12 protein-coding genes and 1 riboswitch are annotated in these 15,219 nt (G+C 36.3%); of the genes, 11 read left to right on the top strand and 1 reads right to left on the bottom strand.

The window, feature by feature from the left end; all coding sequences use genetic code 11:
• The first annotated feature begins 62 nt into the window (after positions 1–62).
• Entirely contained in the window at positions 63–473 is a 411-nt protein-coding gene (locus ACM55I_RS04760; protein WP_416845629.1) for an RrF2 family transcriptional regulator, read from the top strand.
• A 151-nt stretch (positions 474–624) separates the two neighbouring features.
• Here ACM55I_RS04760 and ACM55I_RS04755 read toward each other — a convergent pair whose 3' ends face one another.
• The gene (locus tag ACM55I_RS04755) at positions 625–1,407 is read right to left on the bottom strand and encodes a sulfite exporter TauE/SafE family protein (RefSeq protein WP_416845628.1); all 783 of its coding nucleotides are present in this window, start codon (positions 1,405–1,407) and stop codon (positions 625–627) included.
• A 355-nt stretch (positions 1,408–1,762) separates the two neighbouring features.
• On the opposite strand from ACM55I_RS04755, the gene ACM55I_RS04750 reads away from it, so the two are divergent.
• From ACM55I_RS04750 to metH, 10 genes are all read left to right on the top strand, one after another.
• Entirely contained in the window at positions 1,763–2,464 is a 702-nt protein-coding gene (locus ACM55I_RS04750; protein ID WP_416845627.1) for a phosphoadenylyl-sulfate reductase, read from the top strand.
• Positions 2,465–2,538: 74 nt separating this feature from the next.
• Positions 2,539–3,438, top strand: coding sequence for a sulfate adenylyltransferase subunit CysD (gene cysD, locus ACM55I_RS04745; RefSeq protein ID WP_114755087.1), 900 nt, complete (start codon positions 2,539–2,541; stop codon positions 3,436–3,438).
• Between the two features lie 154 nt (positions 3,439–3,592).
• Positions 3,593–4,837: a sulfate adenylyltransferase subunit 1 gene (locus ACM55I_RS04740; protein WP_416845626.1), complete on the top strand. Its 1,245-nt coding sequence runs from the start codon at positions 3,593–3,595 to the stop codon at positions 4,835–4,837.
• Positions 4,838–5,003: 166 nt separating this feature from the next.
• Positions 5,004–7,094, top strand: a complete 2,091-nt coding sequence (locus ACM55I_RS04735) for a nitrite reductase (RefSeq protein ID WP_416845625.1) — start codon at positions 5,004–5,006, stop codon at positions 7,092–7,094.
• On the top strand, positions 7,087–7,860 hold the full coding sequence (cobA, locus tag ACM55I_RS04730) for a uroporphyrinogen-III C-methyltransferase (RefSeq protein ID WP_416845624.1): 774 nt from the start codon (positions 7,087–7,089) through the stop codon (positions 7,858–7,860). The genes ACM55I_RS04735 and cobA overlap by 8 nt, the downstream gene beginning before the upstream one ends.
• Positions 7,861–7,947: 87 nt before the next feature.
• Entirely contained in the window at positions 7,948–8,529 is a 582-nt protein-coding gene (locus tag ACM55I_RS04725; RefSeq protein ID WP_416845623.1) for a precorrin-2 dehydrogenase/sirohydrochlorin ferrochelatase family protein, read from the top strand.
• A 91-nt stretch (positions 8,530–8,620) separates the two neighbouring features.
• Positions 8,621–9,673, top strand: coding sequence for an NAD(P)/FAD-dependent oxidoreductase (locus tag ACM55I_RS04720; RefSeq protein ID WP_416845622.1), 1,053 nt, complete (start codon positions 8,621–8,623; stop codon positions 9,671–9,673).
• 78 nt (positions 9,674–9,751) lie between these two features.
• Positions 9,752–9,869: riboswitch (SAM riboswitch) on the top strand.
• A gap of 278 nt (positions 9,870–10,147) precedes the next feature.
• Positions 10,148–11,149, top strand: a complete 1,002-nt coding sequence (locus ACM55I_RS04715; RefSeq protein WP_416845621.1) for a homocysteine S-methyltransferase family protein — start codon at positions 10,148–10,150, stop codon at positions 11,147–11,149.
• Between the two features lie 143 nt (positions 11,150–11,292).
• Positions 11,293–12,060 carry a hypothetical protein gene (locus ACM55I_RS04710; RefSeq protein ID WP_416845620.1) on the top strand — a complete coding sequence of 256 codons (768 nt, stop codon included), beginning with the start codon at positions 11,293–11,295 and terminating at the stop codon, positions 12,058–12,060.
• Positions 12,061–12,449: 389 nt separating this feature from the next.
• Positions 12,450–15,131, top strand: coding sequence for a methionine synthase (gene metH, locus ACM55I_RS04705; protein ID WP_416845619.1), 2,682 nt, complete (start codon positions 12,450–12,452; stop codon positions 15,129–15,131).
• Positions 15,132–15,219 lie beyond the last annotated feature (88 nt).

Genomic DNA, 15,219 nt, shown 5'->3' with positions numbered 1-15,219 from the left:
TTCGGATTACTTTAAAATTTGAAATCAACAATTGTTAATCAACAATCTTAATTCACTTCAATATGCTTTCAAAAAAAACAAAATACGGAATAAAAGCTTTGTCATTTTTGGCTCGGCAAGAGAACCAAACCCCGGTTCCAATTTCGGATATTGCAAAAAGTGAAAATATTTCTATTAAGTTTTTGGAAAGTATTTTATTGCTTTTACGCTATTCTGGTTTTTTGGGAGCAAAAAAAGGAAAAGGTGGAGGTTATTACCTGATTAAAGAACCAAAAGATATTAATATGGCTCATGTATACCGCATTCTTGAAGGGCCTATAGCGCTATTGCCTTGTGTAAGTCATAACTTTTATGAAAAATGTGATGATTGTATTGATGAGGTAAATTGTTCCGTTCATAAGCTAATGACTGAAGTGCGTGACAATACCTTAATGATATTGGAAAACAATTCATTAGCTGATATTACTTTTTAGTCTATTCTGTCAAATAAAATAGCATAAAAAAGACCATTTCATTGGGTTAATTCAATGAAATGGTCTTTTTTTATAAAAGATTAAGGTGGCTAAAAATGGATTATTGGACCATTTTTATATCAATTTCAATTAAAATATTTCGTCATAAAACCTAAAAAACCAATTTATACCCCACGAAAAATAACATTATTGCAATGGCATTTCGAAGGAACAAATCAGGTACTTTTCCACTCAACATACTTCCTATAAAAATCCCAGGAAGTGATCCTATTAATAACTGTCCTAGTAGCCCTAAATCTAAATTTCCCATTGAGGCGTGCCCTATTCCTGCAACAAGAGTTAAAGGAACAGCATGAGCAATCTCCGTTCCAACCAATCTCGGAGTTGGCAAAAGCGGGTACAAGAAAAATAAAGTAACGGTGCCTAAAGCGCCCGCTCCTATCGAAGTCAGGGTCACAGTTGCTCCCAGCATTACACCGATAGCGACAGTTAATACATTTTGTGTAGTGCTCTGACTATGGAATTTATCACCAGCATGTTTTTGAGAAAAAACTAAGAGTTTCTTTTTGAACAAAATGGCTATAGAAGTAAAAAGTAGCGCCCAACCCAAACTGTATTTTATTACGGCATTTATAGTTGAAATGTCTGTTTTAATACTATTTAATATCCATAAAGTTAGTAAAGCCGCAGGAACACTGCCTAAAGTAAGCCAACCGGTGATAGACCAATTTATATTGCCTTTTTTATGATGTACAAACACGCCACCCATTTTTGTAAAAGCCGCATACAATAAATCGGTTCCAACGGCAGTTGTTGGTGGAATACCAAACCATAATAAAATTGGAGTCATCAAAGATCCGCCTCCCACACCTGTCAACCCAACGATGCAACCAACTATTAAACCTGCAACTATTAAACCTAATTGAAAATCCATAAAATATTTTTTACAAAAATAAAAACTATTTTATTATTATCCTATAGAAATGGTAGACTTTATGAAATATATTTTAAAAAACTAAAGTTGGACTTGTTATAAGGGTAAACTTGGTGTGCAATTCAAAGATGATTTGCGGTGTTAAATCCAATATTTTTTTTAAACGTCTTTAAATGTGTAGGATGCTATTGTTTTTTAAGGTAAAAAACCCAAATATAGTTTTGTTATTTAGAAACTAAGTAGTACTTTTGCATAATTAATCTACTAAACCGATAGGGTAATAGATTTAAATAAAAATCAATTCCACTTTTCTCCTTTTCTTTCGGAGAGGGTTGGTGAGGAAAACAAAGATAAAATGAGCGCAGTAATAGTAAATACTTTATTAGAAAAAACAGCAAATTTCTCGATTGAAGAGACTTTGGCTTTTTTGGCTAATGAATACAAAGACAAAGTGGTTTTTTCAACTTCTTTTGGGCAGGAAGATCAAGTGATAACGGCTTTAATTGCAAAAAATAATTTACCGATTACCATTTTTACGTTGGACACAGGAAGATTATTTCAAGAAACATATGATGTTTTTCATAAGACATTGAAAAAATATAAAATAGACATTAAAACCTATTTCCCGGAAACCACCGCAGTAGAAGCATTATTGAATAAAAAAGGTCCAAACAGTTTCTACGAATCAGTTGAGAATAGAAAAGAATGTTGTTTTATTCGAAAAGTGGCTCCGTTGACTAAAGCATTAAAAGGAAATGAAATCTGGATTACCGGTTTGCGTGCGGAACAATCAGAAAATAGAAATGATTTGGCAGCCTTTGAATACGATGCTAATTTTAAACTTATAAAATTCAATCCCTTATTGAAATGGACTTTGGCCGAAGTTCAAAAATATATTGATGATAATAATGTACCGCAAAACACATTGCACAAAAAAGGATTTGTAAGCATTGGTTGCGCACCTTGTACGAGAGCCATTGCTGAAGGAGAAGATATCAGGGCTGGAAGATGGTCATGGGAATCGAGTCATAAAGAATGTGGTTTACACCAGAAGTGATTTTAAATTATGAATTATAAATTATAAATGATTGTTAGAATTTTTCAAATCATTTAAATCTTTAAATTAAAAAAATGAGTACCATATTAAAAACAAACGCTTTAGAAAGCGAAGCGATATACATTTTTAGAGAAGTTATTTCTCAATTTGACAAGCCGGTTTTGCTTTTCTCTGGTGGAAAAGATTCCATTACATTGGTACGTTTAGCACAGAAAGCTTTTTTTCCTGCGAAAATTCCTTTTCCATTGTTACACGTAGATACAGGACATAATTTTCCTGAAACGATTGCTTTTAGAGACAAATTGGTTGCTGAATTAGGATTGGAATTAATCGTTCGTAATGTTCAGGATGCTATTGACGAAGGAAAAGTGGTGGAAGAATCTGGGAAATATTCGAGCAGAAACAGTTTGCAAACGACTACATTACTGGATGCTATCGAAGAATTTAAATTTGACGCTTGTATTGGTGGTGCTCGTAGAGACGAGGAAAAAGCAAGAGCTAAGGAACGTATTTTCTCTGTTCGTGATGATTTTGGTCAATGGGATGAGAAAAACCAACGTCCTGAATTGTTTGATTTATTGAACGGAAAAATTGAAAACGGTCAAAACGTACGTGTTTTTCCAATTTCAAACTGGACCGAACTTGATGTATGGAGTTATATCGAACAAGAGCAAATCGAAATTCCATCGATTTACTTTTCACACAAACGAAAAGTATTCTTGAGAGACGGTATGATTTGGTCGCATTCTCCATTTGTGTATCAAGAAGAAGATGAGGAAATCGAAGAAAGAATTGTTCGTTTTAGAACAGTTGGAGATATGAGTTGTACCGCAGCTGTTGATTCTTATGCAGCAACTATTCAAGAAGTGGTTGGTGAGATTAGATCTTCAACTATTTCCGAAAGAGGGGCCAGAATTGATGACAAACGTTCTGAAGCCGCGATGGAAAAAAGAAAACAACAAGGGTATTTTTAGAAAATAATTATAAGTTATGAATTCTAAATTATGAATTGTTCCGAGACATTTAAAATTTAGAATTCAACATTTAAAATAAAAAAATCAAATTTAGAAGTTTATATAAGGTGTTTTGAAAACCTTTAACTTTTAAACTTCAAACAAAAAACAAGGAATGGAAGTTTTAAAAATAGCAACAGCAGGAAGTGTAGATGACGGAAAAAGTACTTTAATCGGAAGATTGTTGTACGATACAAAATCGTTAACTACCGATAAGATTGAAGCAATAGAAAAAAGCAGCAAGCAAAAAGGATACGATTATTTAGATTTTTCATTGGCTACTGATGGTTTAGTTGCTGAGAGGGAACAGGGGATCACGATTGATGTGGCGCATATTTATTTTTCGACAGCGAAAAAAAGTTACATTATTGCCGATACTCCAGGTCACGTAGAATATACACGTAACATGGTTACCGGAGCTTCGACTTCACAAGTTTCAATTATTTTGATTGATGCTCGTAAAGGAGTTATTGAGCAAACCTACCGTCACTTTTTTATCAATAATTTATTGAGAGTAAAAGATGTGATTGTTGCGGTAAACAAAATGGATTTAGTTGATTATTCAGAAGAAGTATACAACAAAATCAAAGCAGACTTTCAGGCATTAAATGCAAAAAGTGCTTTCAAAGAACAAAATGTAAGTTACATTCCGTTAAGTGCAATCAATGGGGGTAATGTTGCCGATAAATCGGAGAATATGCCTTGGTACACCGGACAGACGGTTTTGGAACATTTGGAATCATTGGAACCAAATGATATCTATGAAAATGGGATCGCACGTTTTCCTGTTCAAACAGTAATTCGACCAAAAACGGAGGAATACCACGATTTTAGAGGATATGCAGGAAAATTATACGGGAACACTATTAAAGTTGGAGATGCTGTAACGGTGCTTCCTTCTTTGACAGAATCTACCGTAACGAATATTCACTTTTTTGATAAACAATTTGATGAAGCTGCGGCTGGTTCTTCGATCACTATCGAATTAGATAATGATATCAATGTAACCAGAGGCGATATGATTGTAAAATCGAATGAACTTCCTAAAATTGAAAAAGACATCACAACAACTGTTTGTTGGATGGACACTAAAAAATTAGTGGCAGGTGCAAAATATTATGTGCAACACAACAGCAATAGAGTTTTGGCAAAAATTGATAGTGTAAAAAACGTAATCGCTACGGATTATTCTGGAACAACTCCAGCGACTCAATTAGCGATAAATGAAATTGGAGAAGTAACTATTAAATTGAGCAAAGCCATTTATTTTGATGCTTACACGGATAATAAATCTAACGGAGCGTTCATCTTAATAGATGCTGCAACCAACACAACAGCTGGAGTTGGTTTTATAAAATAGTCCCCACCCCAGCCCTCCCCGAAGGGGAGGGAGACATACTGGATAAAAGTTTCCAGTAGTAAGGGTAAGAATATAATAATAATTGATTAAAAATATAATATAACATTCCCCGTTTTGGCTCCCCCTCCTTCGGAGGGGGCTGGGGGGAGGATAAACATAACTAAAGATGCAAAGTTTTAGAACCGAAATAGAAGATCCGATTGTCCAAAAAGAGATTATCGATTTAGAGAAAAAAATTCATTCCTTCCGAAGTGGACAAATTGATGATGAGCGTTTTCGCAGTCTTCGTTTGGCACGTGGTATTTACGGTCAACGTCAAGAAGGCGTGCAAATGATCCGTATTAAATTACCATACGGAAAAGTGACTAGCGAGCAATTGAAGCGTATTACGGAAGTGTCTGATAAATATTCTACAGGTCGTTTACACATTACAACCCGTCAGGATATTCAAATTCACTATGTGAGTTTAGACAGAACACCTGAGCTTTGGTCTGAGTTGGCCAAAGATGATATCACTTTGAGAGAAGCGTGTGGAAACACGGTGCGTAATATTACCGGAAGCGAATTAGCGGGTGTAGATGTTGACGAACCTTTTGACGTGTCGCCTTATGCACACGGTTTGTTTCAATATTTATTGCGTAACCCAATTTGTCAGGAAATGGGACGTAAGTTCAAAATATCATTCTCTTCTTCGGATAAAGATACCGCTTTGAGTTATTTACACGATTTAGGATTTATTCCAAAAATTGTAAATGGCGAAAAAGGGTTCAAAATAATGTTTGCCGGTGGTTTAGGTTCTCAACCAAGTCACGCTGAATTGCTTTCAGAATTTGTACCGGTGAACCAAATTATTCCAACTGCCGAAGGTATAATTAGAGTTTTTGACCGTTACGGGGAAAGAGCAAAACGTTTGAAAGCACGTATGAAGTTTTTAATCAAGGACTTGGGTCGTGAAGAGTTTTTGCGTTTGGTTGACGAAGAGAAAAAAGCTCTTCCGTTTCATACTTACGAAATAGATACTACCGCTTTTGAAGGACCAATTACAGAACCTTTGTTGGCAGTACCATCAGTAACAATTGAGGATGTGGAAGCTTTTGAAGCTTGGAAAAAATCAAATGTGATTGCGCAAAAACAAACGGGTTATGTTGCGATTGGTATCAAAGTGCTTTTAGGAGATTTTTATACAGATAAAGCAAGATTATTAGCTGATTTGATTAAAAATTATGGTGCTAATGAATTGCGTTTTTCACTAAGACAAAACATCGTTTTACGTAATATTAAAGAAGAAAATCTAGCGTTCTTTTACCAAGAATTAGCCAAATTAGATTTTGTTGCTTTAGGATATGATACTATCGGAGATATCACTGCTTGTCCGGGAACGGATACGTGTAATTTAGGTATCGCAAGTAGTACTGGTATTGCGGATGAATTAGAAAGAGTATTAAAAACAGAATACCCACAATACAGCAACAATCAACAAATCGCAATAAAAATTAGCGGTTGTATGAATGCTTGTGGACAGCACAATATGTCCGAAATTGGTTTCCAAGGAATGTCAATTAATGCAGGAAAACTAGTTGCTCCAGCGCTTCAAGTATTATTAGGTGGAGGAAATTTAGGAAACGGAAACGGAAGATTTTCTGATAAAGTAATCAAAATTCCAAGTAGAAGAGGACCAGATGCGTTGCGTTTTATCCTAAATGATTTTGATGCCAATGGAAACGGACAATCATTCTTGAATTATTACGATGCCAAAGGAGAGAAATATTTCTATGAATTTTTGAAACCATTAGCAGATATAACAAACCTTACTGAGGCTGATTTTGTAGATTGGGGAAATGCTGATAACTACGTAAAAGCAGTTGGAGTAGGAGAATGTGCAGGTGTGGTAATTGATTTAGTGGCTACTTTAATATTAGAAGCCAAAGATAAAATGACTTTTGCACAGGAAGCTTTCGAAGATAAAAAATGGTCGGATGCGATTTATTTAGCCTACGCAGGTTTTGTAAACGGAGCGAAAGCAATATTATTGGCTGAAAACGAAAAAACAAATCACCACGCAGGAATTATCGATTTGTTTGATACTGTTTTTGTCGAAAGCAAAAAAATAGAATTGGACTCAAGCTTTAAAGATTTGGTTTATCAAATTAAAGCCAATGAGCCTTCTGCAGAATTTGCACAAAAGTACATTCAAGAAGGAGTTGCCTTTTTTGATAAAATAGAAAAATACAGAGCCAAAGATTTAGCTGATGCATAATACAATACAACCAAAAGTAACTTTAGTGGGTGCTGGTCCAGGTGATCCAGATTTGCTTACTCTGAAAGGAGTAAAAGCACTAGCTGAAGCGAACGTGGTTTTGTATGATGCGCTGGCCAATGAAGAAATAATGAAGCATGCGCCAAAAACTGCCATAAAAATATTTGTGGGTAAAAGAATTGGCGCACATGAATATTCGCAAGACCAAATCAATCAGTTGATTGTAGATAATGCGCTTACGTATGGAAATGTGGTTCGGTTAAAAGGGGGAGATCCCTTTATTTTTGGCCGTGGAAGCGAAGAAATAGAATATGCAGAAAGTTTTGGAATCCCTACATTTGTGGTGCCTGGAATTTCATCAGCGATTGCAGTTCCCGCTTATCAAGGAATTTCTTTGACAAAAAGAGGTGTTTCCGAAAGTTTTTGGGTCATAACAGGCACAACTTCCGATAGGAATTTGTCAAATGACGTAGCGCTCGCAGCACAATCATCAGCTACAGTTGTGATTTTGATGGGAATGAGTAAACTATCGCAAATTGTTTCTTTATTCCAAAAAGAATCCAAAGGAGAAACTCCAGTTGCGATTATTCAAAACGGAACTACTCCACAAGAAAAAGTGGGAGTTGGAACGATTAACAGTATCCAAGAAGTTGTGGCGAAGAACAAGTTAAGTTCACCAGCGATAATTGTCATTGGAGAAGTGGTAAAAGAAAGTAGAAAGTTAAAAGGATTTTACGAAGAATTCATTTTAAGTAACATTGCATAAAAAATAAGTATAAATTATTCAAGCTCTGGCTCCCTCTCCTTCGGAGAGTCCCGAAGTTTCGGGAGGCGAGAGGAAAATAAGATAATAATGGAAAGGAACGAATTATATCCAATATTTTTAAAATTACACAACCTCAATGTACTTATTGTAGGCGGAGGAAATGTGGGTTTAGAAAAGTTATCGTTTATGCTAAAATCCAGCCCCAATGCAAATGTTGAGGTGGTAGCACCAAAATTTTTACTTGAACTGGAAGCGTTGGTAGAAAAGCATCCTTCGGTGAAATTGACGAAAGCCAAGTTCAAGAAAAAGATGTTGAAGAAACGGCACATGGTTATTGCCTGTACCGATGATTTGAAAGTCAATAAACGCGTGTTCGACTTGTCGCGAAAAAGATTCCTGATTTGCAACATTGCCGATACACCGCCATTATGTGATTATTATTTGGGCGGAATCGTAACCAAAGGAAATGTCAAAATAGCCATTTCAACAAACGGGAAATCTCCGACAACGGCCAAAAGATTGCGGGAGTTTTTCGAAGAAATAATTCCGGACGATATTAATAAAATGGTCGAAAACCTAAATGAATATCGCAAAACGCTGAAAGGAAATTTCGAAGAAAAAGTCCAAAAAATGAATGAAATCACCGAGTCGTTAAAAAATAAAGAATAAAAGCATTGCAAAAGAACGAATGATATTTATCATTTAAAGCAGTAAAAAGCAATCGTTACTTTGTATTAAATAATTACATAAAGAAAAAAAAATGATTAAAACAGACATACTTATAATAGGAGCCGGACCAACAGGTTTATTTGCAGTTTTTGAAGCAGGATTATTGAAATTAAAATGTCATATTTTAGACGCGTTGCCACAACCGGGTGGACAGCTTTCAGAATTGTATCCCAAAAAGCCTATTTATGATATTCCGGGTTTTCCAGAAGTATTAGCGGGTGATTTAGTGGATAATTTGATGGAACAAATCAAACAATTCGAGCCAGGTTTTACGCTTGGAGAACGTGCTGAAACTATCGAAAAACAAGAAGACGGAAGTTTTATCGTGACTTCAAATAAAGGAAAAAAATTCCATGCGCCAGTTGTTGCTATTGCTGGTGGTTTAGGAAGTTTTGAACCAAGAAAACCATTGATCGAAGACATCGAATTTTACGAAGATAAAGGAGTAAAATATTTCATTAAGAATCCGGAGAAATTCAGAGACAAAAGAGTTGTAATTGCCGGTGGTGGTGATTCCGCTTTGGACTGGAGTATTTTTTTGTCTAAAATTGCTTCTGAGGTGACTTTGATTCACCGTAGAAATGAATTTAGAGGCGCTTTAGATTCTGTGGAGAAAGTACAAGAATTGAAAGATTCTGGAAAAATAAAAATGATCACACCAGCGGAAGTAGTTGGTTTGAATGGTGCCGAACATTTAGAATCAATTGATATTGAAGAAAATGGGGCACATAGAAACATTCCTACGGATTATTTTATTCCGCTTTTTGGATTAACGCCAAAATTAGGTCCTATAGGAGACTGGGGATTGGATATTGAAAAAAATGCTATTAAAGTAAACAATGCCTTGGATTACCAAACGAATATTCCGGGAATTTTTGCCATTGGTGACGTAAATACCTACCCAGGGAAATTAAAATTGATTCTTTGTGGATTCCACGAAGCGACTTTAATGTGTCAGGCAGCATACCAAATCATCAATCCAGGTAAGAAATATGTATTGAAATATACAACAGTTTCTGGTGTTGACGGATTTGACGGAACTCGTAAAGAGGCTCCCAAAGCAGTAGTAAAAGCCATAATATAACTAGTAAAAAAATATAGCGTTAATACTTGCAAGTATTAACGCTATGTCTTTACTTTGCAGTGTTCCTATTTTTATTGAAAGTTATCACGAAAGGCGGAGGGAAAGACCCGATGAAACCTTAGCAACCCTTTATCTTTAAAGAAGGTGCTACATTCTACTTTATACTGGATTATTCAGCATTTAAGATAGATAACACAAGAATACTTCCACAGTATTTCTCAAACCTTTTCTTGACAAACATATCGATATTTACTTACTGAATTTATTTCAGTATCAGGAGCGAATGATTGGCGCAATTTTTGCCGTCATTGTTCCCGCTTTTCTTTGCAATCTTTCTAGTCCTGAACTAGTTTCAGGATCCTGAAACTAGTTCAGGACTAGAAAGGATTTACACTGCAATCGGGGCTAAAGAGTAAAAATTTGTGTTTTCTTGGTTTTATTTCAACCATCAAAACACAACAATAAAAAAATAAAATGTCAAGTATTCAAGAAGCCATTAAAAGAAACATACTCATACTCGATGGAGCTATGGGAACGATGTTACAACGTTACAATTTTTCGGAAGAAGACTTTCGTGGAGAACGTTTCAAAGATTTTCCACATTCCTTAAAAGGGAACAACGATTTATTGTCAATCACGCAGCCGAAAGCTATTCGTGCGGTACACGCAGCCTATTTTGAAGCGGGAGCTGATATCGTTGAAACCAATACGTTTTCAAGTACCACTATTGGAATGGCAGATTATCATCTTGAAGATTTGGTATATGAACTCAACTACGAATCGGCACGAATTGCCCGTGAAGCAGCCGATGAGTTTACAGCCAAAAATCCAGACAAACCTCGTTTTGTAGCAGGTTCAATAGGACCAACAAACAGAACGGCAAGTATGTCGCCAGATGTAAATGATCCGGGTTATAGAGCGGTAACTTTTGATGATTTGCGCATTGCGTACAAACAACAAGTGGAAGCCTTGATCGACGGAGGAAGTGATTTATTATTGGTGGAAACCATTTTCGACACTTTAAATGCTAAAGCAGCACTTTTCGCCATTGAAGAAGTCAAAGACGAACGTAATATCGATATTCCAATCATGGTTTCCGGAACAATTACCGATGCATCAGGAAGAACACTTTCTGGTCAAACCGTGGAAGCTTTTTTAGTTTCGGTTTCGCACATTCCTTTGTTGAGTGTTGGTTTCAATTGTGCTTTAGGAGCCGATTTGTTAAAACCTTATTTGCAAACCTTATCACAGAACACTTCTTTCAACGTGTCGGCACATCCTAATGCAGGATTACCAAATGCTTTTGGAGAGTATGATGAAACACCAGAACAGATGCAAGCTTTTATCAAAGAATATTTAGACGATAATTTAGTAAATATCATAGGCGGTTGTTGCGGAACAACGCCAGAACACATCAGGTTAATTGCTGATATCGCCAAAGAGTATAAACCTAGAGTTTCAACAGCGACGATGTAAAACGTAGAGATGCGATTTATCGCGTCTAACACGAATAGGGATTTGATAAGAGCAAAGCAATAATAAATTGTAGAGATTGCAATTATGAATTGTATATATTTATGAGTTAGTGGAAAGCAAACACCAAACGATAAGCATATTTAATGGAAAACGAAAATAAAACAACAAAATTAATTCAGACTGGCGCCGAGATAGTAGGTGCAGTAATTGCCGGTGCAATAGGTTTAATTGGTGGGCCAGTTTTTGCAATTGGTGGTAATATTGCTGGAGTGGCAGTATCCAAAGGTATTGGTGAATTTGCTGAAAGAATTTTATCAAATAGAGAGCAAGTAAGGGTTGGAGCTTCTGCTGGTTTAACAATAGTTGGAGTACAAGAAAATTTAGATAATGGATTAGTATTACGACAAGATGGTTTTTTTGACAGTGACGAAATTAATCGAAGCAAAGCAGAAGAACTTTTTGAAGGTGTTTTAATGAAATGTAAGAATGAATTTGAAGAAAAGAAAATTAAATTCATTTCTAATATTTATAAAAATGTCGCATTTGACAGCTCTGTAAATCCAGACAATGCAAATCAAATTTTGAATGTAGTTCAACAATTAAGCTATAGGCAGTTAACAATTTTAGCAATGGTTGGGCAAAATATAAGTAACAAATATTCTTTAAGAATAAATGATTTTCGTGAAGATTATGATAACGTAACTACAGATATTGAATTTCTGCTACAAGACTTTATTTTGTTAGATAGACAAGGCTTAATATGTAGGAATGATGAAACTACATTGCTTGATATATCAGACGTTGTTCCAGGAATAATGAAATTAACTCAAATTGGAACTGATTATTTTAAACTTTTAGACCTTAATTTTATGGACGAAAGAGAATTTAATTTTATAGACCAAATAAAATAATAACCCCCGCTAGTGCGAGCTTTTAGCTCGTGCCCACAAACAAAGGCGGGTTAAAGATTTTGAACAATATAACTTAGAATGGGCACGAGCGGGACGCTTGCGCTCGCGAAGTACGAGTTCCGTAGGAACGACCCATTTTGTAGCAACGGAATTTATTCCGTTGATGTGGTAGCAAGCAGGGTTTTGCGTGAGGGATAGTAGTGAAAAGCCCACAGGCAAATGAAGCGAAAGCGTAATTTGACGAAGACTTGCAACGAATAGCCCGACCCTTGTGGTCACGCCCAAAATAATAAGAAACGAAACGAACTACACGTTTTAAAAAATGTAGAAGTAAACAAAAAGCTAAACCTACACGGTTTCTAAAACGGTGCAGGATTAAATAAAACAAAATGGCACACGCAGAAAAGAGAAGAAACCTTGTATTATCGGGATTAGAACCTTTAATCATTACGCCGGAAAGCGTTTTTGTAAATATTGGTGAACGAACGAATGTTACCGGTTCCAGAAAATTCCTTCGATTAATTAAGGAAGAAAAATACGAAGAAGCACTCAGTATCGCTAAAGAACAAGTGGAAGGTGGCGCGCAAATCATCGATATTAATATGGATGAAGGGATGCTTGATGGCGAATATGCCATGACAAAATTCCTGAATTTAATCGCTGCAGAACCTGATATTTCCCGAGTTCCAATCATGATTGATAGCTCGAAATGGGATATCATCGAGGCGGGACTAAAAGTGGTGCAAGGAAAAAGTGTCGTAAACTCGATTTCTTTAAAAGAAGGCGAAGAGCAATTTATTCATCACGCCAAATTGATTAAGCGCTATGGTGCTGCGGCAATTATTATGGCTTTTGACGAAACGGGACAAGCTGATAATTACGAACGCCGGGTAGAAATTTGCCAACGTTCGTATGATATTTTGGTGGATAAAGTTGGTTTTCCTCCGCAGGATATTATTTTCGATTTGAATATATTCCCCGTTGCGACAGGAATGGAAGAACACCGGGAGAATGCATTGGATTTCTTTAGAGGGACTAAATGGGTTAGAGAAAATCTTCCGCATGCACATATTAGTGGTGGTGTGAGTAATGTTTCGTTTTCGTTTAGAGGAAATGACACGGTTCGGGAAGCGATGCACTCGGTATTTTTATATCATGCGATTCAAAACGGGATGACGATGGGAATTGTAAACCCAGAGATGCTTTCCATTTACGATGAAATTCCAAAGGATTTATTAGAACATGTTGAAGATGTTATTCTAAACAGACGCGATGATGCAACCGAAAGATTATTGGATTTTGCAGAGAATGTAAAAGGGGATGTAAAGAGTAATGAAAAAGCGGTTCAAGAATGGCGTTCGGGAACCGTTCAAGAACGAATTACACACTCCCTTGTAAAAGGGGTTGATGCCTTTATAGAAATAGATGTTGAAGAAGCCCGATTGGCAGCTACAAAACCTATTGAAGTTATCGAAATTAACTTGATGACAGGAATGAATGTTGTGGGTGATTTGTTTGGTTCCGGTAAAATGTTTTTGCCACAAGTAGTAAAATCGGCGCGGGTAATGAAAAAAGCCGTGGCCTATTTGTTGCCTTACATTGAAGCCAGCAAACAGGCGGGTGACAAGCAAGGAAATGGAAAAATCCTGATGGCAACCGTAAAAGGCGATGTACATGACATTGGTAAAAATATTGTTAGCGTGGTGCTGGCGTGTAATAATTATGAGATAGTAGATTTGGGCGTAATGGTGCCACCTGAAAAAATTATTGCAGCTGCCATTGAGCACAACGTAGATATTATTGGATTAAGCGGATTAATCACGCCATCACTGGACGAAATGGTTTATCTCGCCAAAGAATTAGATAAACGAGGGATGAAAATCCCAGTAATGATTGGTGGAGCAACGACTTCTAGAGCACATACTGCCGTGAAAATTGCGCCTCAATATAGAGAAACGGTAATTCACGTAAACGATGCTTCGAGAGCTGTGACGGTGGCTGGAAGTTTATTAAACAAGGATAGAAAGATATACGCAAGCGATATTAGAGCAGAATATGATGCTTTTAGAGAGACATTTTTAAATCGTTCACGTGATAAAAATTTCCTAACTATTGAGCAAGCACGTAAAAATAAATTACAGTTGGATTGGGATAATTTCACTCCTGTAAAACCAAATGTAATTGGAGAACAAACCATCGAAGTCGATTTGGATGTTTTGGTTCCGTATATTGACTGGACTCCATTTTTTAGAACATGGGAATTGTTTGGTAAATACCCAGCGATTTTAACGGACGAGGTAGTAGGAGAACAAGCAACGTCTGTTTTTGCTGATGCACAAGAAATGTTGGAAGTTATTTTGAGAGAAAAGAAACTAACCGCTAAAGGAATTTACGGAATTTTCCCAGCGAATCAAATCAACGACGATGATATTGAATTGAGTGATGAAAACGGAAAACCATTGCAGACATTCTTGACTTTACGTCAGCAATCGCAAAAAACAAAAGGAGCTCCAAATATCGCCTTATCTGATTTTATTGCTCCGAAAGACAGCGGTAAAACTGATTATATGGGTGCATTTTGTGTAACCACCGGTTTTGGTGTGGATGAATGGGCGGCTGAATTCGAAAGAGATTTAGACGATTACAATTCAATTATGGTTAAAGCATTAGCAGACCGTTTTGCGGAAGCTTTCGCCGAATATTTGCACGAAAAAATCCGTAAAGAAATTTGGGGTTATTCATCCGATGAAGCTTTGAGTACTGAGGCAATGATTGCTGAAGATTACAAAGGAATTCGTCCGGCACCGGGGTATCCAGCTTGTCCAGACCATTTAGAAAAACCAACGATTTGGAAATTGCTAAATGTAGAAAAAGAAATAGGAGTGACGCTAACCGAAAGTATGGCGATGTGGCCAGCTTCTTCGGTTTCAGGATATTATTTTGGAAATCCGCAAAGCAAGTATTTTGGACTCGGAAAAATAAAAGACGACCAAGTTATTGATTATGCCAAACGTAGGAGTGTCCCAACCGAAGTAGCCATGAAATGGTTGAACCCGAATATAGCAGATTAAAAAAATGTTTAAAGTTGAAATTTTGTTTAAAGTTTAAAGTTTAAAGTTGTTCGAGAGAACCTTAAACCTTAAACCTTAAACTTCAAAC

Origin of the sequence: Flavobacterium algoris (assembly GCF_048158525.1) — a bacterium.
Classification (GTDB): domain Bacteria; phylum Bacteroidota; class Bacteroidia; order Flavobacteriales; family Flavobacteriaceae; genus Flavobacterium; species Flavobacterium algoris.
Note: the sequence above shows the minus strand (reverse complement) of the source record. Positions and strands in the feature narration are given on the sequence as shown.

Coding starts and splice junctions, on each gene's coding strand:
- ACM55I_RS04760 (WP_416845629.1), top strand. CDS start 63: ATGCTTTCAAAAAAAACAAAATACGGAATAAAAGCTTTGTCATTTTTG.
- ACM55I_RS04755 (WP_416845628.1), bottom strand. CDS start 1,407: ATGGATTTTCAATTAGGTTTAATAGTTGCAGGTTTAATAGTTGGTTGC.
- ACM55I_RS04750 (WP_416845627.1), top strand. CDS start 1,763: ATGAGCGCAGTAATAGTAAATACTTTATTAGAAAAAACAGCAAATTTC.
- cysD (WP_114755087.1), top strand. CDS start 2,539: ATGAGTACCATATTAAAAACAAACGCTTTAGAAAGCGAAGCGATATAC.
- ACM55I_RS04740 (WP_416845626.1), top strand. CDS start 3,593: ATGGAAGTTTTAAAAATAGCAACAGCAGGAAGTGTAGATGACGGAAAA.
- ACM55I_RS04735 (WP_416845625.1), top strand. CDS start 5,004: ATGCAAAGTTTTAGAACCGAAATAGAAGATCCGATTGTCCAAAAAGAG.
- cobA (WP_416845624.1), top strand. CDS start 7,087: ATGCATAATACAATACAACCAAAAGTAACTTTAGTGGGTGCTGGTCCA.
- ACM55I_RS04725 (WP_416845623.1), top strand. CDS start 7,948: ATGGAAAGGAACGAATTATATCCAATATTTTTAAAATTACACAACCTC.
- ACM55I_RS04720 (WP_416845622.1), top strand. CDS start 8,621: ATGATTAAAACAGACATACTTATAATAGGAGCCGGACCAACAGGTTTA.
- ACM55I_RS04715 (WP_416845621.1), top strand. CDS start 10,148: ATGTCAAGTATTCAAGAAGCCATTAAAAGAAACATACTCATACTCGAT.
- ACM55I_RS04710 (WP_416845620.1), top strand. CDS start 11,293: ATGGAAAACGAAAATAAAACAACAAAATTAATTCAGACTGGCGCCGAG.
- metH (WP_416845619.1), top strand. CDS start 12,450: ATGGCACACGCAGAAAAGAGAAGAAACCTTGTATTATCGGGATTAGAA.